A 24,663-nucleotide genomic window follows, 5' to 3' on the forward strand; every position below is an offset into this window, starting at 1 on the left:
TCTAACTGACAAAAACTGAATATCTCTAAATCGCTTGGGTAAGCAGAGAATTCTTATGCACGCCGACATCCAGAACGTCTTCACACCGGCAGCTGCGATTGAAGATGCGACGCGTTTTGCTGGACGCCAGGAACAACTAGATGGCGTCAGCATGGCACTTCAATCCGAAGGTACTCAAATTGTAATTTACGGCAACAGAGGGGTTGGCAAGTCCTCTCTCGCACGACAGCTTGCCGCTTTGGCTCGCGGCGATATGTCAGTATTCGATCGTTTAACGATGAAACCCCACCAAGTACCAGATTATCTAGTAATTAGCTTAGAGTGTGATGATTCTGTAAACGATATTCGTGCATTAATTTTAAGATTGCTTACGGAGGATACGGCACTTGCTCCCTGGATTCCTTTTCCGAGTGGAGAAGAAGTCCATCGCAGGAGAGGTGGGAGGAGGTTTGAATGTAAAGATATTTAATATAGGCAGCAAAGCTTCCGGGACATCGACTCTCGCCCGGGATGAGCTAGAGCTTGATTTGTTCGCAGCGTTTTCGAATGCCGTCACCCATATCATAGATAGCGGGGTCGCACGAAATGGAGTATTGTTTATTATAGACGAAGTTGACAGGATCAAGAATCGGTCAGAACTGGCATCTTTTATTCGATCGCGTGGAGCAGATACCCGGGTCAAATTTGCCCTAGTCGGTGTTGGGTCCACTCCACAGGAATTAATTTTGAATCATGAATCCATTGTACGGCAGATATCTGATGGGTGTGTCGAGATGCCACCCATGAGCAGAGACGAGTTGCTCGAGATATTTGCCAACGCGCATCGGGTCCTGGAAAAGGACGGTATCAAATTCTCTAATGAAGCACAAGAGTGGGTAATAGGTGTTGCCAGAGGCCATCCATACTATGTCCATTTGCTTGGAAAACATTCCCTAATCAAAGCTGTCACCCAGAAAGCATCAATTGTAAGCATTGAAATGGCCCAGCAAGCTCTTACCGAGATCGCAATCAAGGGAACTGCTAGAATTCAAGAAACCACATACAAAAAGGCAATTGGTCATTCCTATATCAGAGAACTGATTGTAAAAACATTCGCCTCGTTCGAAGACGAAGAGATAAATACGACCGCCGCTTATTCCAAGATATCATCAGCCAGACCAATGGATGTCAGCGCCATATCGGTTTACGTTGGCCAACTCGTCAGTGAGAAATATGGATCTGTGTTTGAGAAGACGAGAGAAAGACATTACAGATTCAAAGATAGCTTGTTTAAGGCTTATGCGTCGGCCAGACCGTTCATTTATAAACCCGCTCAACTGGAGTCCGACGACAATTTATGAAGACACACTAACAAGGCAAATGTGTCGTCCTGTATCGTTCGTCGTTTTCCCACAATGGCGCCGCGCCGGAACGGCGCGGGCCTGGGACTTCGCTGCACCGCCAGGCTGCCTCGGCCGGACTCTCGAATGTAGTCGATCGCTCCGCCCGTGCTAAGTCTCCGAGACTCGTGTCCCTGACGAAGGACCGCCCCGTGCCCTCTCTCCTCCCCGCCGAGCTCGCCTGGTACGTCACCGGTCGCTTCTACCAGGCCGAGCAGGACGGCCCGGTGGCGGATTACGGCTACTTCCTGCACCTGCCCTTCCTCGATGTCCCACTGTTCGACGGCAAGCGCGGCGAGACGACCGCGCATTTCACCTTCGCCGCCCGGCCGTTCCAGGCGCGGGGCGTCGACAACGGCGCGCTGAAGCTGGGGGTCGATCCGGTCGGCGAGTTCTCGCTGTACCTGCAGCGCCGGCCGGCCGGGACCTTCGACGACCCGGCCTCCTTCGCTGAGGGCGAATGCATCGCCACCTTCCGCCGCGCCAGCCTGGTGGTCGGCACCACGGTCACCGCCCCCGACGGCACGGCGTCGGCATCGCTGGTCGGCACCAACGTGTTCTCCACCCGCCTGGTCGAGAGCCGGCCCTTCGACTTCGCTGGCGGCCGCCACGACATCGCGGAGCATCTCGGCCGCGGCGTTACCCAGTTCGGCACCGCCGCGGGCGCGCCGGTCCAGCCGACGCCGCAGGGCTTCACGCTGGTGCTGCCCTTCACCGGCTCCGCCATCGCGCTGGGCCGCTAGGCCCGGCCCACCGCCGCCGCCCTATGAGGGACCCGTCCGCGGGCGGAAGGTCTCCACCGCCTCCTGATCGCCCACCCTGGCCCTGACATAGCAATCGGCCCAGGCGGCGACGTCCGGATAGCCCGACAGCGCCACCGTCGCGGCGCAGGCCGCATCGAGGTCGAGCTCCGTGCGCCGGAGATGCACGCCGCGGTCGAGCAGGGCCCAATGCGCGCCCGGCCGGCCATAGGGCATGCCGATGCTTCCGGGGTTGACCACCAGGCGGCCGTTCACCAAGCGCAGGAACGGCATATGCGTGTGGCCGCACACCACCGTGTCGACATCGGCGTCCAGCCCGTCGAAGACATCGCCCCATCGGGCGAAGCCGGACTCGACCAGGACCATCTCGTCGTCGCGGCGCGGCGTGGCGTGGCAGAAGAGCACGCGGCCGAGGCCGGCGACCGGCAGGGAGAGCGAGAGCGGCAGCCCCGCCAGCCAGTCGAGGTGGCGGTCGCTCAGCTGCCGGGCGGCCCAGGCGTCGATCGATCCGGGGTCCGCCGCCGGCTTGCCGCGCCTGTCTTCGACCAGCTCGCGGTCGGCGTTGCCGCGGATCCAGGCGGCGCGGTCGCCGAGGGCGAGCAGCCGGTCGAGCACCTCGCAGGGATGCGGCCCCGCCGCCGCGTCGCCGAGGATGACGATGCGATCGGCGGCCTTCACCTCGGGCTCGTCCAGAACCGCCTCGAGGGCCGGCAGGACGCCGTGAATATCGGCGAGGACAGCGATCCGTTCTGGCATCTTTCCACCTGGGGACTCGATATCGATCGGCTCGGGCTGGACGGCGCCATGTCACCACCGGAACAAGACACCTGTTCGCGCATCATACAGCGCTTCCGTCCCGGCGCCCGCCTGCGGGTCGCCCGGCCCCTGGCCGGCGGCATCTCGGCGCAGGTGGTGGCGCTGGAGATCGGGCATCCGGACGGGCGGGCCGAGACCGTGGTGCTGCGCCGGCACGGCGCCGCGGATCTGGCGCGGGACCCGAAGGTGGCGGCGCACGAGTTCCGGCTGCTGCAGCTGCTGCAGGCGGCCGGCGTGCCCGCCCCGGCGCCGCTGCACCTGGACGCGAGCGGCACGATCCTGCCCACGCCCTTCCTGCTGCAGGGCTTCGTCGGGGGCGACACGGCGGATGTCCCGGCCGACCTCGACGACCACATGCGCCAGCTCGCCGAAGCCCTGGCCGCGATCCACCGCGTGCGGGCGGCGGAGGTATCGTTCCTGCCTCGGCAGCAAGACCTCGCGGCAGCGCCGATCGCGGAACATCGGCCCGAGCCGGACGAGACCATGGCGGAATCCCGCCTGCGCGCCGCCCTGGCCGCCGCCTGGCCCCCGCCCCGCCGCAACCCGCCCACTCTGCTGCACGGCGATATCTGGCCCGGCAACCTGCTGTGGTATGGCGGGCGGTTGCAGGCGGTGGTCGACTGGGAAGACGCGGCCGTCGGCGACCCGCTGGCCGACCTGGCCAATGCCCGGCTGGAGCTGTTCATCGCCCTCGGCGAGACCGCTATGGCCACTCTCACCCGTCATTATCTCGCTGTTTCCGGCATCGATACGGCTGCCCTCCCGCTCTGGGATCTGTGGGCGGCGCTGCGCCCGATCGCCGACCTGCCTGGCTGGGGCTTGGCGCCGGAGGAAGAGCACCGCCTGCGGGAACGGCACCGCGCCTTCACCGACCGGGCGCTGGCGGCGGTGGGCGGATAGCGGGCACCGGCCATCGGCCCTGAGACGAGCTGTCGGGGCGTCTGCTCCTCGTCCGCGACTGCGCAGATGGCTTAGATCATCCGCGCTATCATCGGCGCATAGTTCAGCACTGCCAGAGCCACGCTAAGGGCCGATGTCGTCACCATGAACACGGAATATCGGCGAACGAATTTTCTCGAGAGCTTGTAGGCGGCCGCCACGTCGTCCGCTTCCATGTACAAGCTGCACGACAGCATCAGCAAGCCGACCGTGCTCAGAAATTCCGCCACCGAACTCGCCGGTTCTTCATAAAGGAAGTAAAGCCAACCCGGGAGAACCGACAATCCCTTCGCTGTCCCCAACACCAAGTGTGATATCGCAAATATCACCGCTGCCGGCAGTGCAACTCTATTAAAAAAAGAGAATTTTCTCATCACGCAGACGCCCTATAAAACCTGACGCAGATCCACTCTCGTCAAACAACTTGCAGAAAACCGAGACAATCACACGGCGCGACGTGGGCTTCCATGATCGCGCGTCAGCCAGGGGCTCTTCGTGGAAACTACCATCTTGGGGACCTTGTAGGCCACTCGGTTGGCGTTCCCTCTGCGAACCACGGGCGGCGATGAGTGTTAGGTACGAAGTCGGATCAATCCAATTGACTCACCCCTTGCCCGGTGATGGGATCCTCGGCAGAACAAGACCGCATTTGCATGAGCGATTTCCCGTGAGCGATTGCCGTGCCGGCGCGCTGAGCCGGCGCCGGCGCGATCGCGAGGAGGCTACGGATGAGAATACCCCTTCGCTTCACGCGATTCTGGTTTGGCGGAATTGTCGCCCTCGTCATGATAACATTTTTCACAAATTATAAAAATTTCAATCTTGATGAATGGCTTCCGTTCACCAAAACAGCATCAGGATCGCTTATCTTCCATCTCGCATCTTTGATTTTTGTCTTCTTATTTTTGTATTTTTTTATGAGGCATGCTCAAGAATTAGGAGAAATACCGAGAAAATCGAAAATTTTATTTAGATCGACATTTTATTTATTAAGCATCATCTTTGCACTGACCTTGTCGCTGCTCCTGATCGTGCTGGTCGCGGGCTGATAGCGGTTCAAGCCGCAACATGACTGGCGAGCCCTCGAAGCCACCGACGCAAGGCCGAATGCAGGAAATCCCGATTCGAAGCTTCGCCGTTTCCGTCGTCGTCATCCGGCACGGCGAAGCCGGCGCCGAGGTGCTGCTGCTCCGCCGCACCCGCTCCCTGGCTGGGGAATGGTGCCAGATCGCGGGCGCGATCGAGCCCGGAGAGACCGCATGGCAGGCGGCGCTGCGCGAGACAAGGGAGGAGACCGGGCTGGCACTGCAGCGGCTGTATTCCGCCGATATCTGCGAGCAGTTCTACGAGGCGGATCGCGATGCCATCAGCCTGCTGCCGGTCTTCGTCGGCTTCGCGCCCCCGGACGCGGCCGTGCGGCTGAACCCGGAGCACAGCGAATTCCGCTGGGTCGGCTTCGACGAGGCGATCGAGATGGTGCCCTTCGCCGGCCAGCGCCATGTTCTTCGGCACGTCCAGAGAGAGTTCATCGACCGCGAGCCGAGCCGCTGGCTGCTGATCCATCCACGGAGCTAGCCGGGAGGCGGGCGGCCGGAACCGGGTTTCAAGGCTCCAGCGTCATGGCGGCCGGCAGTCGCTCCGCGAGGTAATCGCTCACGGCGCGGACCGAGGGGAGATCGCCTCGCTTGTGCGGGCTCAGCAGGGAGAGGGTCGCGCGTCCCGCCGTCCACGCCGGCAGGATGCGGAGCAGCGAGCCGGCCTCGAGCTGGGGTCGGCAGAGGCCGAGCGGCAGGCTGGCGACGCCCAGCCCTGCCAGCGCGGCGCCGAGGACCGTCGACGGCTCGTCGGAGACCATCCGCGGGACCGGCCGCACCTCGGCGACGGCGCCCTTTGGGCCATACAGCACCCACCCGGAATCGCTCGCGCCCCAGCGGCTGTGCAGGGCATGGTGCCCGGACAGATTCTCGGGGCTCTCCGGGGCTCCGTGATGCCGCAGATAGTCGGGCGACGCGACCAGCACGGCGGTCGCCGTGCCCAGGCGCCGCTGGAACAGATCCAAGTCATCGAGCGGGCGGTAATGCGCCCGCACCGCCAGGTCGAAGCCCTCCTGGACGAGGTCGACATACCGGTTGGTTGCGTGCAGCACGACCTGGACGGCCGGATATCGCTCGGCCAGCCCGGGCAGGATCCCGGTCAGGCCCGATTGGCAGGTGGTCGCCGCGGCGGTCAGCTTCACCACGCCCATCGGCGCGGCGCGCCGGCGCTCGACGGCGAAGGCGGCGGCTTCGGCTTCCGCGATCATCGCCCGGGCATGGGCATGAACCTCGCGCCCCAGATCCGTCACGCCGAACCGTCTCGACGTCCGGGCGATCAGCCGGGCCCCCAGCCGCCGCTCCAGCTCCGCCACCCGCTTGCTGACGGTGGATTTCGGCAGGCCGAGGCTGCGGGCCGCCGCCGTGAAGCCGCCCCGGTCGACCACCTCGGCAAAGACGAAGAGCTCGGTCAGGTTTTGCATCGTTCATTCCTGTGAACGATGGGTTAGCATCTCAGGATCTTCACCGGCAACGTTCGCCGTGACATCTCTGGGAGACAGGAGGCGGAGATGTCCGAGGCCGCAACCCATCCCGAAGCCGTGGTCGAGCGCTACCAGGCACGCTGGCAGGCCGGCGACCTGCCCGGCTGGGCGAGCCTGTTCACCGAGGATGCCGATTTCGTCACCTGGCGCGGCCTGTGGTGGAAGGGGCGCCGCGAGATCCTGGCCGGGCATCAGGCGGTCGATGCCTTCGTGCGCGGCCAGTTCGCCGCCTACCGGATCGAGCCGCTCCGGATCCGCAGCCTGGGCCCGGCGGTCGCGGTGGCGCATGCCGGCTGGCGCTGGCCCGGCTTCCGGGAGGATGCGCAGGCGCCGGCCGAGGACCGCGCCGGCCTCGTCACCATGGTGCTCAGCTTCGAAGACGGGTGGCTGATCTCGGCCTCGCACAACACGCGTACGGCCTGATGAGAAGCGGAGCGAAGTCCCAGCAGCGCGCGGACGGCTGAGCACGGCCTCTCCTGTCGTCTTCGCCTTTCAACCCGCATCCGCAGCCTTCCACACTCCCCCTCCCCTTGCGGGAGGGGTCTGCGCGCGTCCGCGCGCACGGCTCGCCGGCATCACACCCGTGCCCAGGCGCAGAACTGGGTCGGGCCCACCACCTGGCAGTGCGCGGCCACCGCGGCCTCGCCGAACAGGGTCGGCCCCAGCAGGCCCGCCCGGTGGAAATGCTCGATCAGCCGGCCGGCGGCGTCGCGATGCGGGGCGACCGAGGCGAAGGCCTTGGTGATCCAGTCCCAGATCTGCGCCAGCAGCGGGTTGGGCGGCCAGGTCGGGCATTCGCCATAGGTCGCGACCTCATGGAAGGCGACGGCCCCGCCCGGCCGGGCATGCGCCGCCGCGGCCCGGATCATCGCCGCCGGATCGGCCTGGTGCATCAGCACGTAGCGGCCGATCACCAGGTCGAAGGGCGCCCGGTGGTCGAAGGCCTCCGCCTCGGCCTGGTGGAAGATGACGTTGCCGTGGCCGCAGGATCGGGCCCGGTTGCGCGCCGCTGCGACGGCCGCGGCGCTGCGGTCGATGCCGACCACGGCGCCGATGGGCCCCACCAGCTCCGCCGCCAGCAGCGAGACGTCGCCAGTGCCGCAGCCGAGGTCGAGCACGCGCATGCCGGGCGCGAGGCCGGCCTCCAGCAGGAGGCGGCGGGTGATCGGCTTCAGGATCGCCGCCTGGAAGCTCAGGCGGCGCAGCTCGGCCTCGGAATGGCCGAGGATATAGGGAACGTCGGGCATCTCTGTCCGCTCTCGCAGGGGTCGCGGCCGGCCCCGGCCCATCGGGCCGATCCGGGCCGCTCTGGTCCTCAGAGTGGCAGGGACGTCCGGAAACGATGGTTACCCGGGTCACATCGAGCGGTCAGGCGACGGCCCGCTGCCGCAGCAGCCCCTTCTTCGGGGCGAACAGGAAGGCCAGGCCGAACAGCAGGGCCTGGACCAGGACGATCGACGGGCCGGTGGCGCCGTCGAGCCAGAAGCTGGCGAGGGTGCCGATGATGCTCGACAGCACCGCGGAGCCGACCGCCGCCGCCATCACCCGGCCGAAGCGGTCGGCCAGCAGCAGGCCGACGCAGCCCGGCGTCACCAGCATCGCCATCACCAGCACCACGCCCACCGCCTGCAGCGCGGCGACGATGGTGGCGGCGACCAGCAGCAGCAGGATCAGCTCCAGCCGCCACGGCGAGATGCCGATCGCCCGGGCCTGGCCGGGATCGAAGCAGAACAGGATCAGATCCTTGCGCAGCAGCAGCACGGCCAGGAGCGTGACCGAGCCGACCGCGAGCGTCTGCACCTTGTCCGCCGGCTCGATGCCCAAGAGGTTGCCGAACAGCACATGCATGAAGTGGATGTCGCTCGGCGTCTCCACCAGCAGCACCAGGCCGAAGGCCAGGAATCCCGTGAAGGCGATGCCGAGCACGGCGTCGCTCTTGACCCGGCAGCGCGCCTCGATCGCCCCGGCCGAGAGCACACAGGCCATGCCGCTGGCGACGGCGCCGAGCGACATCGGCAGCCCGGCGACATAGGCCAGGATGATGCCCGGCAGCACCGCGTGCGAGACCGCGTCGCCGACCAGCGCCCAGCCCTTCAGCACCACGAAGCAGGACAGCGCGGCGCAGACCGTGCCGACGAAGGCGGCGATCAGCATCGCCTCGACCATGAAGCCGTGGCGCAGCGGCTCGGCCGCGGCATCGAGCAGGGACAGCAGCGCGCTCACGGCCCCGCCTCCTCCGCCCCCGCCCGCCGCAGGAGGCCGTGCTTGGGCGCCAGGGCCAGGGCCAGGAGGAACAGGCCGGTCTGGAACAGCACGATCAGCCCGCCGGTCGACCCGTCGAGGAAGAAGCTGACATAGGCGCCGGCCATCGCCGTCACCGTGCCCATCGCGGCGGCGAGGCCGAGCATGCGCGGGAAGCGGTCGGTCAGCAGATAGGCGGTGGCGCCGGGAGTGATTAGCATCGCCACGACCAGCAGCGCGCCCACCGCCTGCAGCGCCGACACCGCGGTCAGCGACAGCAGGCCGAGCAGCAGCAGGTGCAGCCGGCCGGTCGGCAGCCCGACGGCGCGGGCGTGCTGGGCGTCGAAGCAGTACAGCAGCAGGTCCTTCCACTTGACCGCGACCACCAGCAGGCAGCCGGCGCCGACGGCGAAGAGCTGCCACAGATCCGCATCGGCGATGCCCAGCAGGTTGCCGAACAGGATCGTGGTCAGCCTGAGGTTGCTGGGGAACAGCGAGATCAGAAGCAGGCCGAGGGCGAAGAAGGCGGTGAAGACGACACCGATCACGGCATCGCCGCGCAGCCGGGTGGTGCGCTCGATCGCGCCGATCCCGACCACCGCGAGCATGCCGGCGATGACGGCGCCCAGGATGAAGGGCGCGCCCGCCAGATAGGCCAGCGCGACGCCCGGCACCACCGCGTGGGACAGCGCGTCGCCCAGCAGCGACCAGCCCTTCAGCGTGACGAAGCAGGACAGCACGGCGCAGACCGCCCCGACCGCGCCGCCGCCCAGGATCGCCTTGACCATGAACTGATAGGCGAAGGGCTCGGCCAGCAGGTCGAGCAGCCCGCTCATCCCGCCACCCGCAGCTCGCCCCCGGCCAAGCCGGCCAGGCCGAAGGGCAGCTGGTGCAGCGCGCCGCCGAAGGTGCGGGCCAGGGTGTCGGCGGCGAACACCGTCTCGACCGGGCCGAAGGCGACGAGGCTGCGGTTGATCAGAGCCGCCTGGTCGCAGAATTCCGGCACGCTGGCGAGATTGTGGGTCGAGACCAGGATCAGATGGCCGGCGCCGCGCAGCCCGGCCAGGATCTCGGTGATGGCGCGCTCGGTCTTGATGTCGACGCCGGTGAAGGGCTCGTCCAGCAGGATGATCCGCGCCTCCTGCGCCAGCGCCCGGGCCAGGAACACCCGCTTGCGCTGGCCGCCGGACAGCTCGCCGATCTGGCGGCGGGCGAAGTCCTGCATCCCGACCCGCTCCAGGCTGTGGGCCACCGCCTGCCGGTCGGCGGCCGACGGGATGCGCAGGAAACCCATGCGCCCCTGCCGGCCCATCATCACCACGTCATGCACCGAGACCGGGAAGCTCCAGTCCACCTCCTCGGTCTGCGGCACATAGGCGACGATATTGGCTTTCTGCGCCCAGGCGACCGGCCGGCCGCAGATCGCGACCGAGCCCGCGACCGGGGTGACGAAGCCCATGATCGCCTTGAACAGGGTCGACTTGCCGCTGCCGTTCATGCCGATCAGCGCGCAGATGCTGGGCCGGTCGAGGGTCAGCGAGACGTCGCTGAGGGCGACGTTGCCGGCGCGGTAGCGGACGGTGACGCCGGAGACCGCGATGGAGGGAGCTTCATTGGCCGACATTGAAGCCCTCCTGGATCAGCTTGGCGTTGTAGCGGAGCATCGAGAGGTAGGTCGGCGCCGGCCCGTCCTCGGCGGTCAGGCTGTCGACATAGAGCGTGCCGCCGAAGCGGGTGCCGGTCTCCTGCGCCACCTGCTGCATCGCCTTGTCGTTGACCGTGCTCTCGCAGAACACCACCGGCACGTGGTCGCGACGCACCGTGTCGATCACCTTGCGGATCTGCTGCGGCGTGCCCTCCTCGTCGGCGTTGACGGCCCAGAGATAGCCTTCCTTCAGCCCGTAGTCGCGGGCGAGGTAGGAGAAGGCGCCCTCGCAGCTCACCAGCATCCGCTGATCGGCCGGGATCTTCGCCAGCGCCTCGCGGATCGGGGCGTCCAGCGCCTTCAGCTCGGCGGTGTAGGCGGCGGCGTTGCGGTCGTAAGTGGCGGCGTTGGCGGGGTCGAGCGCGACCAGGGCCTTGCGGATGTTCTCGACATAGATCACCGCATTGGCCGGCGACATCCAGCTGTGCGGGTTCGGCTTATCGGTGTAGGGCCCCTCGGTGATCGAGATCGGCTGGATGCCGTCGGTCACCACCACGCTCGGCACGTCCTGCACACCCTTGAAGAACTTCTCGAACCAGCGCTCGAGGCCGAGGCCGTTCCACAGCACCAGGTCGGCGTCCTGCGCCTTGACGATGTCGAGCGGCGTCGGGCCGTAGTCGTGGATCTCCGCCCCCGGCTTGGTGATCGACTCGACGATCGCCGCGTCGCCGGCCACGGCCTGGGCCATGTCCTGCAGGATGGTGAAGGTGGTGACGATCCGCTTCGGCCGTGCCCCTTCCGCCCAGGCGCTCCCGGCCGACAGCACGCCCGCCAGCGCCAGCACCGCCGCCAGCGCGCCCAGAACCTTCGACCTCGCCATGAGCCTCTCCATTCGCATCGGCACCCGATGCGAATCCCTCGCATCGATTCAAATGTAGCTCAAGCTAAATTTTGAGATGCGAGCTTAAGAAAAACTCATGAGCTTCGTCTTGATGCCCTGCCTGGCCTCACCCACCGGCAACCAGTCCAGCCCCCAGCAGCAGCCGCACCAGCGCAGCCTGGCGGTGCGTGCCCGTCTTCTCGAACACGCGCTGCAGATGGATGCGGACGGTGGAGACGGAGACCGACAGCTCCTCGGCGATCGGCCGCAGCCCGGCGCCGCGCAGGCTCAGCAGCGCCACCCGCGCCTCCGCCGTCGTCAGGCCATAGAGGCGCTGCAGCGTCGCGGGCGACGGCTCCGGCCCGGCGTCGGGGTCGAGGATCAGCAGCATCGCCGGTGCCGGGGCGCGGTCCGCCGGCCGCAGGGCGGAGCCGAGCGGCGCCGCCTGCACCGCATAGGGCCGCGCGCCAGAGGGGCGGCTGACGGCGAGGCAGCCCCCTGCTCCGCCGGCGGCCGGCGATATCAGCCGCTGCAGCGCGGCATCCTCGGCCGACAACGCCGCCCGCAACACCCTGCCCGCGCCGATGGCGAGCCCGTCCCGGGCGGCGACGATCTCCGCGGCCGCCCGGTTCAGGAACAGCACCCGCCCGCCGGGCGCCACCAGCGCCATGCCATGGGCCAGCCGGTCCAGCGCCGCCAGGGCGTCGTCCCGTTCCAGGGCCGGTTCGTCGAGCAAAGCCAACATGTCGGTTCCTCCGGATCTCTGCCGCGGTCGCAGCTCACGGGGATCCTGACCGGCACCGGCTTACGGATGGCTTACGCGCCCTGCACAGGGCCGCATTCAAATGCGCCGGATCGGACGACGCTCAAAGGCGCCCGCCGACCTCGTCGATATGCAGCAGCATGTCGGCCGGGTCCTCGAACACCCGGTAGGCGCCGGCGCGCTCCAGCTCGTCCTGGCCGTAGCCGCCGGAGAGGAAGCCGACGCCCAGCGCCCGCGCCCGCTGCGCCGCCAGCATGTCCCAGACGCTGTCGCCGACGACCGTGGCGCGCTCGATCGGCACGCCCAGCTTCTCGGCCGCGGCCAGGAACAGGTCGGGGTCGGGCTTGGCGTATCTCACCATGTCGCGGGTGACGACCGGCACCTTGTTGAAGTCGACGCCCAGATTCTCGATCACCGGCCGGGCCGTCTCCATCCGGCCGCTGGTGGCGATCGCCCAGGGGATGCCGGCCTCGGTCAGCCAGGCCAGCAGCTCGCGCGCCCCGGGCAGCGGCACGCTCTGCTCCGAGTGGCGGTTGTAGGCTTCGGCGTGGCGGCGGCGCAGCCGCTCCACCCGCTCGGCGCTGATGTCGAGGCCGGTCTCGCGCAGCAGCATGTTGGTGAACAGGCCGCCGCTCATGCCGATCTTGCGGTGGATGCGCCAGACCGACAGCTCGATGCCCTCGGCCTCCAGCGCCTCGCGCCAAGCCATGACGTGGTGATAGACGCTGTCGACCAGCGTGCCGTCGAGGTCGAACAGGAAGGAAGTCTGCTGGCGCATTGGCGGTCTCCGCACGTCTGGGGACAGGGCCCGATCACAGATTTAGCCGATCCGGCCCGGAGGGGAACCCCGGCTCAGCGCGCGGGCGCCGGATCGGGATGATGCGGCACGAACAGCCGGCCGCGCTCGGTCCACAGCACGATCAGCAGTGCGCAGAGGCCGAGGCCGAAATAGCCGAGACCGAGCGGCAGCACCGTGCCGTCGAAGGCCTGGCCCACCACGGCGCCGAGGATGGCGCTGGCGATCGTGGTGTAGCAGCCGAACACGGATGAGGCGGTGCCGGCGATGTCGCCCAGCGGCTCCATCGCCATGGCGTTGAAGTTCGGCACGGTCAGGCTGAACAGGAACATGTTGGCGGCCAGCACCGCGCCGTAGAGGAAGAGAGGCGGCTTGCCGTCGAAGGCGAGCGCGATCGCCACCTGCAGCGCGCCGACGGCGACGAAGCCGCAGATCCCGGTGTGCGACAGGCGCCGCATGCCGAGCCGGCGGACCAGCCGGGAGTTGAGGAAGGACGCGAAGCCCATCACCGCCGCGATCAGCCCGAAGGCCACCGGGAACAGCGGACCGAGGCCGTAGACCTCGGTCTCGAAGATCGCCTGGGAGGAGCCGAGATAGCTCATCAGCGCGCCGAACATCAGCCCCATGGCGGTGGCGTAGCCGATCGAGACCCGGGTGGTGACGCAGCGCCGCATCGCGCCGAGGATGTTCGGCAGCGAGAAGCGCTTCCGGTACTCCGGATGCAGCGTCTCCGGCATGCGCAGGTTGAACCAGACGATCTGTACCAGGGCGAGACCCAGCATGCTGACGAAGATCGCGGGCCAGCCGCCCAGCAGCAGGAAGACCTGACCGATCGCCGGGGCGAAGATCGGCACGATGATGAAGACCATCATGGTCAGCGACATCACCCGCGCCATCTCGCGGCCGGAGAAGCGGTCGCGGACGATGGTGACGGTCAGGACACGCGCCGCGGCGGCGCCCATGCCCTGCACCGCCCGCGCGATCAGCAGCCATTCGAAGCCGTGCGCGGCGATGGCGAGGACGCTGCCGAGGGAATAGAGGGAGAGGCCGATCATCAGCGTCGGCCGCCGTCCGATAACGTCCGACACCGGGCCGTAGACCAGCTGCATCACCCCGAAGCCGGCCATGTAGGCGGTCAGGACATATTGCAGCGCATTGGCGTCGGCGATGCCGAGATCGGCCTGGATGGCGCCGAAGGCCGGCAGCAGGTTGTCGATCGACAGCGAGATCAGCGCCATCATGAAGGCGATCAGGCCGACGAACTCCACGAAGCCCGGCGCCGGCGTGGCGCGGCCCGATATCCTGCTGACGAACGACATGGACTCCGCTCTCGTTTGCACGCGGCACGGCCCGGCGCACACCACCGCCTGGACGATGGTGCCGGTCGAGCGCTGCCCGCCCTCGCGGGGATGATGGAAACGATGTCAGCTTCGGCCAGGACCGCAATCCGGGCAAGGGCTTGTCGCGCAACGCTGCTGCGCGCCCGCAGGGCGGGTCTTCACATTTGATCTGAGCTGCGGCTCAAACCTCGCCTGCCAGAGCGAACGCCAGCGACAGCGCCCCGACCAGGACGAGGCTGGCGGCCCAGACCGCGTCGAGGTTGAACCAGCTCCGCGACACGGCCTTCAGGCCCAGGTACCGGTAGACCAGCCAGGCGAAGGCGCCGCCGGCCGCGACCATGGCGGCCGAATGGACGGCGGCGACCAGGACACCCATGCCGAGATCGCCGCCGATCAGCGCCCCCGCCGCCTGATGAGTCCGGTCGAGCTCGTCGGGCCGGCAGAGGCCGAGATAGATCGGCACCAGCATCAGCCCGGCGCCATGCGCCGTCGCCACCGCGAAGGACCAGAGTCCTAGCCGGGTCGGCCGAATCCGCGCCAGCGCCCGCGGGTGGCGCCGGTTCACGAACCGGAAGACGCCGAAGCCGATCACCAGCAGGCTGGCGCCGATCCGGATCGGCTGCTGCCATTCGACCAGCGCCACCAGCAGGGCGAAGGGCAGGATCATCACGGCCATCGCCAGCAGATGACCGACCGTCAGCGGCCCGAGCGCCGCCAGCAGGGCGCGCGGGCTGCGTTCGATCAGCCCGGCCGAGACCGCGAGCGGCCAGCCCATCCCGGGATTGGCCCCGTGATAGAGGCCGCTCGCCACCACCGCCAGCCACAGGCCGGCCACGGACCAGCCCGCCCCCTGCATCCGTCAGGCCGAGGGGTAGCAGAAGGAATCGGTCGAGCAGTCGCCGCCTTCGAGCCGGGTCTGATGCGCCCGGTAGCCGTCCGGGAACTCGACCCAGTAGTCCCGCGCCAGCTCCAGCCCGCCGTCGGGGCCGACCTGGGTCATGACCTGGGCGCCCGGCACGCCGTCGGGATAGAACTGGTCGTCCCAGCTCGAATAGAGCGAGTTGGTCCAGTACACCCGCTTGCCGTCGCGGCTGATCTCGACCATCTGCGGCCCGCCGGCGAAGGCCTTGCCGTTCGGGTGGCGCGTGCGCCGGGCAATGCCGCCGATCCGGACCGAGCCGGATAGTTTCGGCTTGCGCGGGTCGCTGACATCGTATTGCCGCATCTCGCCCGTGCCCCAGCAGGAGACGTAGAGGAAGCGGTCATCCAGCGACAGGTCGATATCAGTCACCAGCGGCGGCACCGCGGCGAAGCCCTGCAGCAGCGGGGGCAGGCTGTCGCCCTCCGCCGGCTCGGGCGGGATCGTCGCCGTCTTCTCGATATGGAAGCGGCCATCCTCGCGCCACCAGGTCCAGATCGAGCCCTCCAGATTGGTGGTGTCGACCACGACGCCGAGGAAGCCGTATTCGCGCACCGGGTCATGCGCCGGCCGCACCTCCAGCGCCATCTGGTGGTTGGCGCCGAGATCGATGGTCTGAACGTTGCGCCGGGCCCGCAGGTCCCAGAAATGGACCCGGTGGCCGTAGTTGTTCGCCAGCAGGTCCTCCGGGACGAGGCCGTTCTCGAATTGCGGCGGCAGCGCCCATTCGCTGGTCACCATGTAGTCGCGCGGCAGGTTCCACCAGAAGTCGTAATGCAGCTCCTGCGGCCCGCGGTCGATCTCCCAGCGGCCGAGGACCTCGAAGGTCTCGCAATCCATGATGAAGATGCCGGGCGGGCCATCGGTGCCGTCGGGGCCACTGCCGCCCAGCGTGCTGACATAGATGCCGTCCGGACCGCAATGGATGGTGTGGGGCCGGGAATAGCCGGTCTTCCGGAACACCTCCTCCGGCTCGATGATCTTGTGGATCTTCGCCTGGGTCGGATCGGGCTTCGTGTCCACGACATAGAGGCGGGAGGAGCGCATCCCGGGAATGATCAGGTAGCGCCGCTCGAGGAAGGCGTGGCCGGTCAGCGGCGACAGGGCCGAGGAGCAGGCGTTCCAGCCGAAATGGTGGAACTCATCGCCTTTGTTCGGCATCGCCACGGTGTGAACCACCCGGCTGTAGGTGGGGGAGTCGGGCTTCACGTCGATGACCGCCAGTGCGTCGGGCTGCGACGCGTCCGGGCTCAGCAGCACGGTATAGGCGAAGCTCTCGGGCGGGGCTTCCATCGCCAGCTTCGGCGAGGCGTGGAAGGTCGGATCGGGCCTCATGGCCATGGGCGGTCTCCCTGTCTCTTGGAGAGGCGCGCGGCGTCCTCTCGTCATGTGGGTTCGACACCCTGTCCGCTCCAGCCGAGACTATCACGGACGTGGCGGCTCGATCCCCGGGATCGCGCCGATCTCCTCGGCCAGGAAATCGACCAGGAGGCGCACCCGGGCGATGCCCGCGCGCTCCGGCACGATCAGCAGGCTCAGGGGCACGGAGGGCGGTTCATAGTCCGGCAAGATAGCCTCGAGCCGGCTATCCGCCAGGAGGTCGTCGACCAGCCAGCGATGCGTGGGCGCGATGCCGCGCCCGGCGATCAGGGCCTCGCGCGCGGCGAGCCCGTGGTCGATGCGAAGCCGGCCTCCGAAGGGTACCACATGGCGCTCGCCGCCCGGTCCCAGCAGGACGAGCGTGTCGCTGCCGGCCACGTTCGACATGCGGACGCCCTCATGTCCGGCCAGTTCCTCCGGGACGGTCGGCCGGCCCCGCGCCGCCAGATAGGCCGGGGCCGCCACCAGCAGCCGCCGGGACCGGCCGAGCGCCCGCAGCTTCATCGAGCTGTCGGTGAGCGGCCCCAGGCGCAGCGCGATGTCCACGCCCTCCCGCACCAGGTCGACGCGCTCGTCGGTCAGGCTGAGGTCGACCCCGATATCGGGATAGCGGTCCTGGAAGGCGAAGATCAGCCGGCTGACATGCAGCACCCCGAAGGCCGCCGTGCAGGAGATCCGGATGGTGCCGGCCGGCGCGCCGCGCGCGCCCCGCGCCTCGTCGCCGGCCTGCTCCACCAGGCGCAGGATCTGGACGCAGTCGGCGTAGTAGCGGCTGCCTTCGTCGGTCATCGTGACCCGCCGGGTGGTCCGGCTGAGCAGCGGCACGCCAACCGCTTCCTCCAGCTCCCGCAGATGCCGCGTGACCGTCGACTGGCCGACCCCGAGCTCGCGCGCCACCGCCGACAGGCCGCCGCGCTCGGCGACGCGGACGAAGGTGCGCATGCGCTCCAGCGTGACGTCCGGCTTATCCATGATTCGGCACAATCATATCCATTATCGACATGTAGTGGATGGCATCGGCAGTGACTACCTGAAGGACGGTTTCCCCGACAATGGATTTGCCGACCATGAAGGTTCTGCTCGTCTTCGCCCATCCCGAGCCGTGCTCGCTCAACGGCGCCCTCCGCGACGTCGCCGTCCGCGAGCTCGAGGCCCAGGGCCATGAGGTGCGGGTCTCGGATCTCTATGCCCAAGGCTGGAAATCCGAGGTCGACCGTGCCGACTTCCCCTCACTGGCGCCGGACGCGCGGTTGATTCCGGTCGCGGCCTCCAAGGCGGCGTTCGAGGCCAAGACGCTGACCGAAGACGTCAAGGCCGAGATCGAGAAGCTCCTATGGGCCGATGTCCTAATCCTCCAATTCCCCCTCTGGTGGTTCGCCATGCCGGCGATCCTCAAGGGCTGGGTCGACCGGGTCTTCGCCTACGGCTTCGCCTATGGCGTCGGCGAGCACAGCGACAAGCGCTGGGGCGACCGCTACGGTGAGGGGACCTTGATGGGCAAGCGCGCGATGCTGATCGTGACCGCCGGCGGTTGGGAGGAGCACTACGCCGTCCGCGGGGTCAATGGGCCGATCGACGACCTGCTGTTCCCGATCAATCACGGCGTCCTCTACTACCCGGGCTACGAGGTGCTGCCGCCCTTCGTGGCCTACAGGGTCGATCGTCTGGACGAGGCCGGGTTCGAGGCGACGGCCGAGCGCCTACGCGAACGGATGCGGACGATCGCGACCACCCCGCCCATCCCCTATCGGCGGCAGAATGGCGGCGACTATCTGATCCCGAGCATGCAGCTCCGCCCCGGCCTGGGCGATCCGGATGCGGCCGGCTTCGCGCTTCACATGAACGGCAAAGTCACAGCCGGCTGAACCCCGCGGCGCGGGTCAGGCCCCATGCGCCTCCCGCGCCGCGTCGCGCACCATGGCCATGAAGATCCGGCCGGCGTCGGTGGGCGGCACCTCGGCCCGCATGGTCAGCCCGACCGGCCCGGTGGAGTCGCTGGATTCGAGCGGCAACTCGGCCAGCACGCCCTCCTCCAGGTCCTGGGCCACGGCGCCGCGCGAGATGATCCAGACCGCATCGGTGCGGCGGACGAAGGAGCGGCCGAAGGTGGCCGAGACGCTCTCGATCCGGTCCGGCAGCGCCTCGATCCCGGCGGCGATCAGCAGGCGGTCGACGGTCGGCCGGATCACCGCCCCCGGCGGCGGCGCGATCACCGGATAACCGCGAATGTCGCGCACCGCCACCACCGGGCGGGAGAGCAGCGGATGACCGGGCCGGACGGCGAAGGCGATGCGCTCGGAATAGAGGTGCTCGAAAGACAGGCCGGTCATCTGCTCCGGCTCCGCCAACCGGCCGAGCACGAGGTCGAGCTCGCCGACCCGCAGCTGCCCGAGCAGCATCTGGTTCGGCCCGTCGACCACTCGCACCACCACGCCGGGGCAGGCGCGGCGGAACCGCTGCAGGGCCTCCGGCATCATCTGCGCCGCGACGGTTGGCAGCACGCCGACCCGCAGCAGTTCCTCCCCCGCCGCACGCGCCCGCACCACGCTCTCGATGCCCTGGCGCAGCGCGGTGACGCTGGTGCCGGCGTGGTGCAGGAAGGTGCGGCCGAAGGGGGTCAGCACCACGCCCTTGCGGCTGCGGTCGAACAGCGGCGCGCCCAGCGCCTCCTCCAGCTCGCGCAAGGTCTTCGACACCGCCGGCTGGCTGATCGCCAGCGCATCGGCCGCGGCCACGACGCTGCGCAGCCGCACCGCTTCGAGGAAGCATTGCAGGTGGCGGAGCTTGATTCGCCGCTCGATCGCCATCGCGCCGTTGTGTTCCACCATAATCGTTCGGTTATGTTTTCTGGCCAATTCGTCATTTTACATAACCTTCCTGGCCGCGCACAGTGCGTCGCGGAAGCGGGACGAACCCGGAAGAGGCGAGCCAGGACAAGGGATGGACGCGGTCAAGGCGAACGGCATCGTGCTGCATGTCAAGGACAGGGGCCCACGCGACGCGCCCGCCCTGGTCCTCATCAATTCCGTCGGCACCGATTTCCGCATCTGGGATGCGGTGGTGCCGCAGTTCCCCGAGTATCGCACCCTGCGCTACGACAAGCGCGGCCACGGCCTGTCCGCCAGCGGGGGCGGCGACAGCATCGAGACCCATGCCGCCGACCTTGCGGCCCTGCTGGACGCCCGTGGCATCGGCCGCGCCACCGTGGTCGGCCTGTCGATCGGCGGCATGATCGCGCTGGGCCTCACCGCCCGGCGGCCGGATCTGGTGGAGCGGCTGGTGCTGTGCGACACCGCCCACCGCATCGGCACGGCCGAGGCCTGGCAGGCGCGGATCGAGGCGGTGACATCGGGCGGCGTGGCGAGCATCGCCGAGGCGACGATGGAGCGCTGGTTCTCCGCCGATTTCCGGGCGCGGGAGCCGGATCTGGTCGCGATCGCCCGCAACATGCTGAGCCGCACGCCGGCTGACGGCTATCTCCGCGCCTGCGCCGCGCTGCGCGACGGCGACCTGACCGCGGTGGCGCGGGCGGTGACAGTGCCGACGCTATGCCTGTGCGGCACCGAGGACCCGGCCACGCCGCCGGCGCTGGTGCAGTCGCTCGCCGCGCTGATCCCGGGCGCGCGCTATCAGGACATCCCGGGCGCCGGGCACATCCCCTGCATTGAGGCGCCGGAGGTGCTGGCCCAGCTGATCCGCGGCTTCATCGAGGAGGGCCGCCATGGCTGACCCGCTGTATGACCAGGGCATGACGGTGCGCCGCAAGGTGCTGGGCGATGCCCATGTCGACCGCGCCCAGGCCCGGACCACCGACTTCGATGCGCCGTTCCAGGAGTTCATCACCCGCGGCGCCTGGGGCGGGGTGTGGAACCGGCCGCAGTTGACCCATCGCGAGCGATCGATGCTGACCATCGCCCTCTTGGCCGCGCTGGGCCATCATGAGGAGCTGGCGATGCATCTGCGCGCCACCGCCAACACCGGCGCCACCGAGGAGGACATCCGCGAGGCGCTGCTGCATGTCGCGGTCTATGCCGGGGTGCCGGCGGCCAATGCCGCCTTTACCATCGCGAAGAAAGTGTTCGCCGAACGGGACGGCGACCGGGAGGAACCGAAATGAGCTTCCAGCCGCGCGACTGGCGGATCCATCCACCCCATCTCTACGAAGGCTACCGTTCGACCGTGCTGCGGGCGCCGTCGCAGCCGCTGGTGCCGCTGTCCGGCGTCCTGTCGGAGCATCAGGGGCCGGCCTTCGCCCCGGTCCCGGCCGGCGAAGCCGACCTGACCCGCAACGGCCGGGTCAACGGCGAGCCGCTGGGCGAGCGCATCATCGTCACCGGCCGGGTGCTGGACGAGGATGCCCGGCCGGTGGCGAACACACTGGTCGAGCTGTGGCAGGCCAACGCCGCCGGCCGCTACATCCACAAGGCCGATCAGCACGACGCGCCGCTGGACCCGAACTTCCTGGGCGCCGGCCGCTGCGTCACCGACGCCGAGGGCCGCTATCGCTTCCTGACCATCAAGCCGGGTGCCTATCCCTGGCGCAACCACCCGAATGCCTGGCGGCCGCAGCACATCCACTTCTCGCTGTTCGGCCCGGCCTTCGCCACAAGGCTGGTGACGCAGATGTATTTCCCCGGCGACCCGCTGCACACGCTGGACCCGATGTTCAACAGCATCCCCGACCCGGCCGCCCGCGAGCGGCTGATCGCGCGTTTCAGCCTGGACATCACCGAGCCGGAACACGCCCTCGGCTACGAATTCGACATTGTGCTGCGCGGGCGGCTGGCGACGCCGGTGGAGGCTTGATCGTGGCGAAACTGCCCCAGACCGGATCGCAGACCGTCGGCCCCTTCTTCGCCTACGGCCTGACGCCGCGGCAATACGGTTACGACTTCCCACAGATCGCCGACGGCACCATCGCCGGCCACGCCGTGCCGGGCGAGCGCATCCGCATCACCGGCCAAGTTCTGGACGGCGCCGGCCAGCCGATCGAGGACGCGCTGGTCGAGATCTGGCAGCCGGATTCCAGGGGCGTGTTCCCGGGGCCGCAGCGCGCCGCCAATGACGGCTTCACCGGCTTCGGCCGCTGCGGCACCGGCACGGATCCGGAGCGGCGCTTCGTCTTCGACACGATCAAGCCCGGCGCGCCGGGCCCGGGCCAGGCGCCGCATCTCAGCGTCATCGTCTTCATGCGCGGCATGCTGGTGCACTGCTACACCCGGATCTACTTCCCGGACGAACCGGCCAACGCCGAGGATCCGGTTCTGAACGCTGTACCGGAGGCGCGCCGCGGCACGCTGCTCGCCCAGGCCGACGGGCCTGGCCGCTACCGCTTCGACATCCGCATGCAGGGCGACGGCGAGACCGTCTTCTTCGAGATCTGACCGATGGCGAAATTCCAGACCCTCGCCGAGGCCGTCGCCGATAACCTGGGCGACGGCGACACCGCGGCCTTCGAGGGCTTCACCCATCTGATCCCGCACGCCGCGGCGCATGAGGCGATCCGCCAGGGCCGGCGCGGCCTGACCCTGATCCGGATGACGCCCGACCTGATCTACGATCAGATGATCGGCATGGGCTGCGCCCGCAGGCTCGTGTTCTCCTATGCCGGCAATCCTGGCGTCGGCCTGCTGCGCCGGCTGCGCGACGCGGTCGAGCAGGGCTGGCCGAACCCGATCGAGATCGAGGAGCATTCCCACGCCGCCATGGCCAACGCCTATGAGGCCGGGGCGGCCGACCTGCCCTGCGCCGTGTTCCGCGGCTATCGCGGCGCCGACCTCGCCAAGGTCAATCCGAACATCAAATCCGTCACCTGCCCCTTCACCGGCGAGGTGCTGGCGGCAGTGCCGGCGATCCGCCCGGACGTAACCTTCATCCACGCCCAGAAGGCGAACCGCCGCGGCGACGTGCTGATCGAGGGCATCGTCGGCGTGCAGAAGGAGGCGGTGCTGGCCGCCAAGCGCTCGGTGGTGACGGTGGAGGAGATCGTCGAGGATTTCGCCGGCGTCCACCCCAACGCCTGCGTGCTGCCGCACTGGACCGTGACCGCGGTCGTCCAGGTCCCGGGCGGTGCCCATCCCTCCTACGCCCATGGCTACTATCCGCGCGACAACGCCTTCTACCTGGCCTGGGACAGGATCGCCGCCGACCGCGAGGCTTTCCTCGCCTGGATGAAGACCCATGTGATCGAAAGCGGCCCCGAGGTCTTCGCCGGCCGGGTCGCGCCGCTGAGCGGGAGGGCCTGACCATGGCCGAGTTCACCCCCGACGAGATGATGACGATTGCGGCCGCCCGGGCGCTGCGCAACGAGGATGTCTGCTTCGTCGGCATCGGCGCGCCGTCCGCCGCCTGCAATGTGGCGCGGCTGACCCACGCGCCGGACATCACCCTGATCTACGAATCCGGCACCATCGGCACCGCGCCGGACGTGCTGCCGCTGTCGATCGGCGACGGCGAGCTGTGCGACACGGCGGTCACCACCGTCTCGGTGCCGGAGATGTTCCGCTACTGGCTGCAGGGCGGCCGGATCACGGTCGGCTTCCTCGGCGCCGCCCAGCTCGACCGTTTCGGCAACATCAACACCACCGTGATCGGCGACTACCACAAGCCCACGGTCCGCCTGCCGGGCGGCGGCGGCGCGCCGGAGATCGCGACCTCCTGCGGCGAGATCTTCATCACCATGAAGCAGAATAAGCGCGGCATGGTCGAGGCCATCGACTTTTTCACCTCGCTCGGCCACGGCACGGGCGGCGACGACCGCGCCAGCTACGGCGTCACCACCAAGGGGCCGACCCTCCTGGTCACCGATCTCGCGGTCTGGCGGCCGGACCCGGTGACCAGGGAGTTCACCGTGGTCTCGCTGCATCCGGGCGTGACCCGCGAGCAGGTGCAGGAGACCTGCGGCTGGACCGTCCGCTTCGCCGACACTCTCGAGGAGACGCCGCCGCCCTCGGCGCTCGAGCTGAAGACGCTGCGCGACCTGAAGGAGCGTACCCGCATCGCCCATGGAGAGGCCGCATGAGCCGCGACGCCTATATCTGCGCCTATCTGCGCACGCCGATCGGCCGCTATGCCGGCGTGCTCTCCGCCGTCCGCGCCGACGACCTGGCCGCGATCCCGCTGAAAGCGCTGGTCGAGCGCCACCCGAAGGTCGACTGGGAGGCGGTCGACGACGTCGTCCTCGGCTGCGCCAACCAGGCCGGTGAGGACAACCGCAATCTCGCCCGCATGGCCCTGCTTCTGGCCGGGCTGCCGGCCTCGGTCCCGGGGTCGACCATCAACCGCCTCTGCGGCTCCGGCCTCGATGCCGTAACCATCGCCGCCCGCGCCATCAAGGCCGGCGAGGCCGAGCTGATGCTGGCCGGCGGCGCCGAGAGCATGTCGCGCGCTCCGTTTGTCATGCCGAAGGCCGAAACGGCCTTCGCTCGCGCGGCCGCGGTCTACGACACCACCATCGGCTGGCGCTTCGTCAACCCGCGGATGGAGGAGCTGTACGGCACCGATTCCATGCCGGAAACCGGCGAGAACGTGGCCGAGCAGTTCCGCGTCAGCCGCGCCGACCAGGACGCCTTCGCCCTGCGCAGCCAGGAGAAGGCGTTGGCGGCCCAGGCCAGTGGCCGGCTGGCACACGAGATCGTGCCGGTCACCATCCCACAGAGGAAGGCCGAGCCGGTGGTGGTCGACCGCGACGAGCATCCGCGCCAGACCTCGCTGGAGAAGCTGGCGGTGCTGCCGACCCCGTTTCGCAAGGGCGGCACCGTGACCGCCGGCAACGCCTCCGGCGTCAATGACGGCGCCGCGGCGCTGATCATTGCATCGGAGGCCGCAGCGACGCGATACGGGCTGACCCCGATCGCCCGTGTGCTGGGTGGCACCGTGGCCGGCGTCCAGCCGCGGATCATGGGCTTCGGTCCCTCCCCCGCCAGCCGCAGGCTGATGGCGCGGCTCGACCTGACGATCGAGGATTTCGACGTGGTCGAGCTGAACGAGGCCTTCGCCAGCCAAGCCCTGGCCGTGACCCGCGACCTCGGCCTGCCGGACGACGCGCCCCAGGTGAACCCGAATGGCGGCGCCATCGCCCTCGGCCACCCCCTCGGCATGTCCGGCGCCCGCATCGCAGGCACCGCGGCGCTGGAGCTGAGCCTGACCGGCGGTAAGCGGGCGCTGGTCACCATGTGCATCGGCGTCGGCCAGGGCATCGCGCTGGCGCTGGAGGCGGTCTAACCTCCT

At 68.4% G+C, this 24,663-nt stretch carries 30 protein-coding genes; 15 read left to right on the plus strand and 15 right to left on the minus strand.

Translation table 11 applies throughout. From position 1 onward, the window contains the following. Positions 1-55: 55 nt before the first annotated feature. From KXR53_RS13140 to KXR53_RS13150, 3 genes are all read left to right on the plus strand, one after another. Complete coding sequence (locus tag KXR53_RS13140; protein WP_437375621.1) at positions 56-469, plus strand: ATP-binding protein; 414 nt, start codon at positions 56-58, stop codon at positions 467-469. Next, positions 411-1,340, plus strand: coding sequence for a hypothetical protein (locus tag KXR53_RS13145; RefSeq protein WP_437375622.1), 930 nt, complete (start codon positions 411-413; stop codon positions 1,338-1,340). The genes KXR53_RS13140 and KXR53_RS13145 overlap by 59 nt, the downstream gene beginning before the upstream one ends. 191 nt (positions 1,341-1,531) lie before the next feature. Next, positions 1,532-2,122, plus strand: coding sequence for a hypothetical protein (locus tag KXR53_RS13150; protein ID WP_437375623.1), 591 nt, complete (start codon positions 1,532-1,534; stop codon positions 2,120-2,122). Between the two features lie 21 nt (positions 2,123-2,143). Here KXR53_RS13150 and KXR53_RS13155 read toward each other — a convergent pair whose 3' ends face one another. Continuing rightward, the gene (locus KXR53_RS13155) at positions 2,144-2,896 is read right to left on the minus strand and encodes a metallophosphoesterase family protein (protein ID WP_437375624.1); all 753 of its coding nucleotides are present in this window, start codon (positions 2,894-2,896) and stop codon (positions 2,144-2,146) included. A gap of 48 nt (positions 2,897-2,944) precedes the next feature. On the opposite strand from KXR53_RS13155, the gene KXR53_RS13160 reads away from it, so the two are divergent. Further along, complete coding sequence (locus tag KXR53_RS13160; RefSeq protein ID WP_437375625.1) at positions 2,945-3,856, plus strand: phosphotransferase family protein; 912 nt, start codon at positions 2,945-2,947, stop codon at positions 3,854-3,856. A gap of 71 nt (positions 3,857-3,927) precedes the next feature. On the opposite strand, the gene KXR53_RS13165 is transcribed toward KXR53_RS13160, so the two are convergent. Continuing rightward, positions 3,928-4,125, minus strand: coding sequence for a hypothetical protein (locus tag KXR53_RS13165; protein WP_437375626.1), 198 nt, complete (start codon positions 4,123-4,125; stop codon positions 3,928-3,930). Between the two features lie 498 nt (positions 4,126-4,623). On the opposite strand from KXR53_RS13165, the gene KXR53_RS13170 reads away from it, so the two are divergent. Together KXR53_RS13170 and KXR53_RS13175 are read left to right on the plus strand one after the other, a co-directional pair. Next, positions 4,624-4,944, plus strand: coding sequence for a hypothetical protein (locus KXR53_RS13170; RefSeq protein ID WP_437375627.1), 321 nt, complete (start codon positions 4,624-4,626; stop codon positions 4,942-4,944). A 58-nt stretch (positions 4,945-5,002) separates the two neighbouring features. Continuing rightward, on the plus strand, positions 5,003-5,470 hold the full coding sequence (locus tag KXR53_RS13175) for an NUDIX hydrolase (protein ID WP_437375628.1): 468 nt from the start codon (positions 5,003-5,005) through the stop codon (positions 5,468-5,470). A 28-nt stretch (positions 5,471-5,498) separates the two neighbouring features. Here the strand turns inward: KXR53_RS13175 and KXR53_RS13180 are convergent, their stop codons facing one another. Beyond that, complete coding sequence (locus KXR53_RS13180) at positions 5,499-6,410, minus strand: LysR substrate-binding domain-containing protein (RefSeq protein WP_437375629.1); 912 nt, start codon at positions 6,408-6,410, stop codon at positions 5,499-5,501. Positions 6,411-6,497: 87 nt separating this feature from the next. Here KXR53_RS13180 and KXR53_RS13185 point away from each other — a divergent pair, with 87 nt between their 5' ends. Further along, entirely contained in the window at positions 6,498-6,893 is a 396-nt protein-coding gene (locus KXR53_RS13185) for an SgcJ/EcaC family oxidoreductase (protein ID WP_437375630.1), read from the plus strand. Between the two features lie 152 nt (positions 6,894-7,045). On the opposite strand, the gene KXR53_RS13190 is transcribed toward KXR53_RS13185, so the two are convergent. The 11 genes from KXR53_RS13190 to KXR53_RS13240 form a co-directional block, all read right to left on the minus strand. Next, positions 7,046-7,717 (minus strand): methyltransferase domain-containing protein, encoded by a 672-nt coding sequence (locus tag KXR53_RS13190; RefSeq protein WP_437375631.1) that lies wholly within the window; start codon positions 7,715-7,717, stop codon positions 7,046-7,048. Between the two features lie 121 nt (positions 7,718-7,838). Next, entirely contained in the window at positions 7,839-8,693 is an 855-nt protein-coding gene (locus KXR53_RS13195) for a metal ABC transporter permease (RefSeq protein ID WP_437375632.1), read from the minus strand. After that, on the minus strand, positions 8,690-9,547 hold the full coding sequence (locus tag KXR53_RS13200) for a metal ABC transporter permease (protein ID WP_437375633.1): 858 nt from the start codon (positions 9,545-9,547) through the stop codon (positions 8,690-8,692). Before KXR53_RS13200 ends, KXR53_RS13195 begins: the two co-directional genes overlap by 4 nt. After that, the gene (locus KXR53_RS13205; RefSeq protein ID WP_437375634.1) at positions 9,544-10,335 is read right to left on the minus strand and encodes a metal ABC transporter ATP-binding protein; all 792 of its coding nucleotides are present in this window, start codon (positions 10,333-10,335) and stop codon (positions 9,544-9,546) included. The genes KXR53_RS13200 and KXR53_RS13205 overlap by 4 nt, the downstream gene beginning before the upstream one ends. Further along, positions 10,322-11,236: a metal ABC transporter substrate-binding protein gene (locus tag KXR53_RS13210; protein ID WP_437375635.1), complete on the minus strand. Its 915-nt coding sequence runs from the start codon at positions 11,234-11,236 to the stop codon at positions 10,322-10,324. The genes KXR53_RS13205 and KXR53_RS13210 overlap by 14 nt, the downstream gene beginning before the upstream one ends. Positions 11,237-11,363: 127 nt before the next feature. Next, entirely contained in the window at positions 11,364-11,981 is a 618-nt protein-coding gene (locus KXR53_RS13215; RefSeq protein WP_437375636.1) for a helix-turn-helix transcriptional regulator, read from the minus strand. A gap of 121 nt (positions 11,982-12,102) precedes the next feature. Then, positions 12,103-12,777 (minus strand): HAD family hydrolase, encoded by a 675-nt coding sequence (locus KXR53_RS13220; RefSeq protein WP_437375637.1) that lies wholly within the window; start codon positions 12,775-12,777, stop codon positions 12,103-12,105. A gap of 74 nt (positions 12,778-12,851) precedes the next feature. Beyond that, entirely contained in the window at positions 12,852-14,114 is a 1,263-nt protein-coding gene (locus KXR53_RS13225) for a multidrug effflux MFS transporter (RefSeq protein ID WP_437375638.1), read from the minus strand. A gap of 202 nt (positions 14,115-14,316) precedes the next feature. After that, a complete protein-coding gene (locus tag KXR53_RS13230; RefSeq protein ID WP_437375639.1) occupies positions 14,317-14,970 on the minus strand; it encodes a hypothetical protein in 654 nt (217 codons plus the stop codon). A 24-nt stretch (positions 14,971-14,994) separates the two neighbouring features. Then, a complete protein-coding gene (locus KXR53_RS13235; protein WP_437375640.1) occupies positions 14,995-16,395 on the minus strand; it encodes a selenium-binding protein SBP56-related protein in 1,401 nt (466 codons plus the stop codon). An 84-nt stretch (positions 16,396-16,479) separates the two neighbouring features. After that, positions 16,480-17,406 carry a LysR family transcriptional regulator gene (locus KXR53_RS13240; protein ID WP_437375641.1) on the minus strand — a complete coding sequence of 309 codons (927 nt, stop codon included), beginning with the start codon at positions 17,404-17,406 and terminating at the stop codon, positions 16,480-16,482. Between the two features lie 95 nt (positions 17,407-17,501). Here KXR53_RS13240 and KXR53_RS13245 point away from each other — a divergent pair, with 95 nt between their 5' ends. Beyond that, entirely contained in the window at positions 17,502-18,299 is a 798-nt protein-coding gene (locus KXR53_RS13245; RefSeq protein ID WP_437375642.1) for an NAD(P)H-dependent oxidoreductase, read from the plus strand. Positions 18,300-18,314: 15 nt separating this feature from the next. Here KXR53_RS13245 and pcaQ read toward each other — a convergent pair whose 3' ends face one another. Beyond that, on the minus strand, positions 18,315-19,262 hold the full coding sequence (gene pcaQ / locus KXR53_RS13250; RefSeq protein WP_437375643.1) for a pca operon transcription factor PcaQ: 948 nt from the start codon (positions 19,260-19,262) through the stop codon (positions 18,315-18,317). Positions 19,263-19,374: 112 nt separating this feature from the next. Between pcaQ and pcaD the strand changes: the two genes are divergently transcribed. The 7 genes from pcaD to pcaF are packed head-to-tail and all read left to right on the plus strand — an operon-like array spanning position 19,375 to position 24,657. Then, positions 19,375-20,163, plus strand: coding sequence for a 3-oxoadipate enol-lactonase (gene pcaD / locus KXR53_RS13255; protein ID WP_437375644.1), 789 nt, complete (start codon positions 19,375-19,377; stop codon positions 20,161-20,163). After that, on the plus strand, positions 20,156-20,551 hold the full coding sequence (gene pcaC / locus KXR53_RS13260; protein ID WP_437375645.1) for a 4-carboxymuconolactone decarboxylase: 396 nt from the start codon (positions 20,156-20,158) through the stop codon (positions 20,549-20,551). Before pcaD ends, pcaC begins: the two co-directional genes overlap by 8 nt. Continuing rightward, positions 20,548-21,240 carry a protocatechuate 3,4-dioxygenase subunit beta gene (gene pcaH / locus KXR53_RS13265; protein ID WP_437375646.1) on the plus strand — a complete coding sequence of 231 codons (693 nt, stop codon included), beginning with the start codon at positions 20,548-20,550 and terminating at the stop codon, positions 21,238-21,240. The genes pcaC and pcaH overlap by 4 nt, the downstream gene beginning before the upstream one ends. A gap of 2 nt (positions 21,241-21,242) precedes the next feature. After that, entirely contained in the window at positions 21,243-21,818 is a 576-nt protein-coding gene (gene pcaG / locus KXR53_RS13270) for a protocatechuate 3,4-dioxygenase subunit alpha (RefSeq protein ID WP_437375647.1), read from the plus strand. Between the two features lie 3 nt (positions 21,819-21,821). After that, positions 21,822-22,679: a CoA transferase subunit A gene (locus KXR53_RS13275; RefSeq protein ID WP_437375648.1), complete on the plus strand. Its 858-nt coding sequence runs from the start codon at positions 21,822-21,824 to the stop codon at positions 22,677-22,679. Between the two features lie 2 nt (positions 22,680-22,681). Further along, positions 22,682-23,455, plus strand: coding sequence for a CoA-transferase subunit beta (locus KXR53_RS13280; protein ID WP_437375649.1), 774 nt, complete (start codon positions 22,682-22,684; stop codon positions 23,453-23,455). Further along, on the plus strand, positions 23,452-24,657 hold the full coding sequence (pcaF, locus tag KXR53_RS13285) for a 3-oxoadipyl-CoA thiolase (RefSeq protein ID WP_437375650.1): 1,206 nt from the start codon (positions 23,452-23,454) through the stop codon (positions 24,655-24,657). The genes KXR53_RS13280 and pcaF overlap by 4 nt, the downstream gene beginning before the upstream one ends. Positions 24,658-24,663: the final 6 nt, after the last annotated feature.

It is taken from the genome of Inquilinus limosus (assembly GCF_051487185.1).
Taxonomy (GTDB): domain Bacteria; phylum Pseudomonadota; class Alphaproteobacteria; order DSM-16000; family Inquilinaceae; genus Inquilinus; species Inquilinus limosus_F.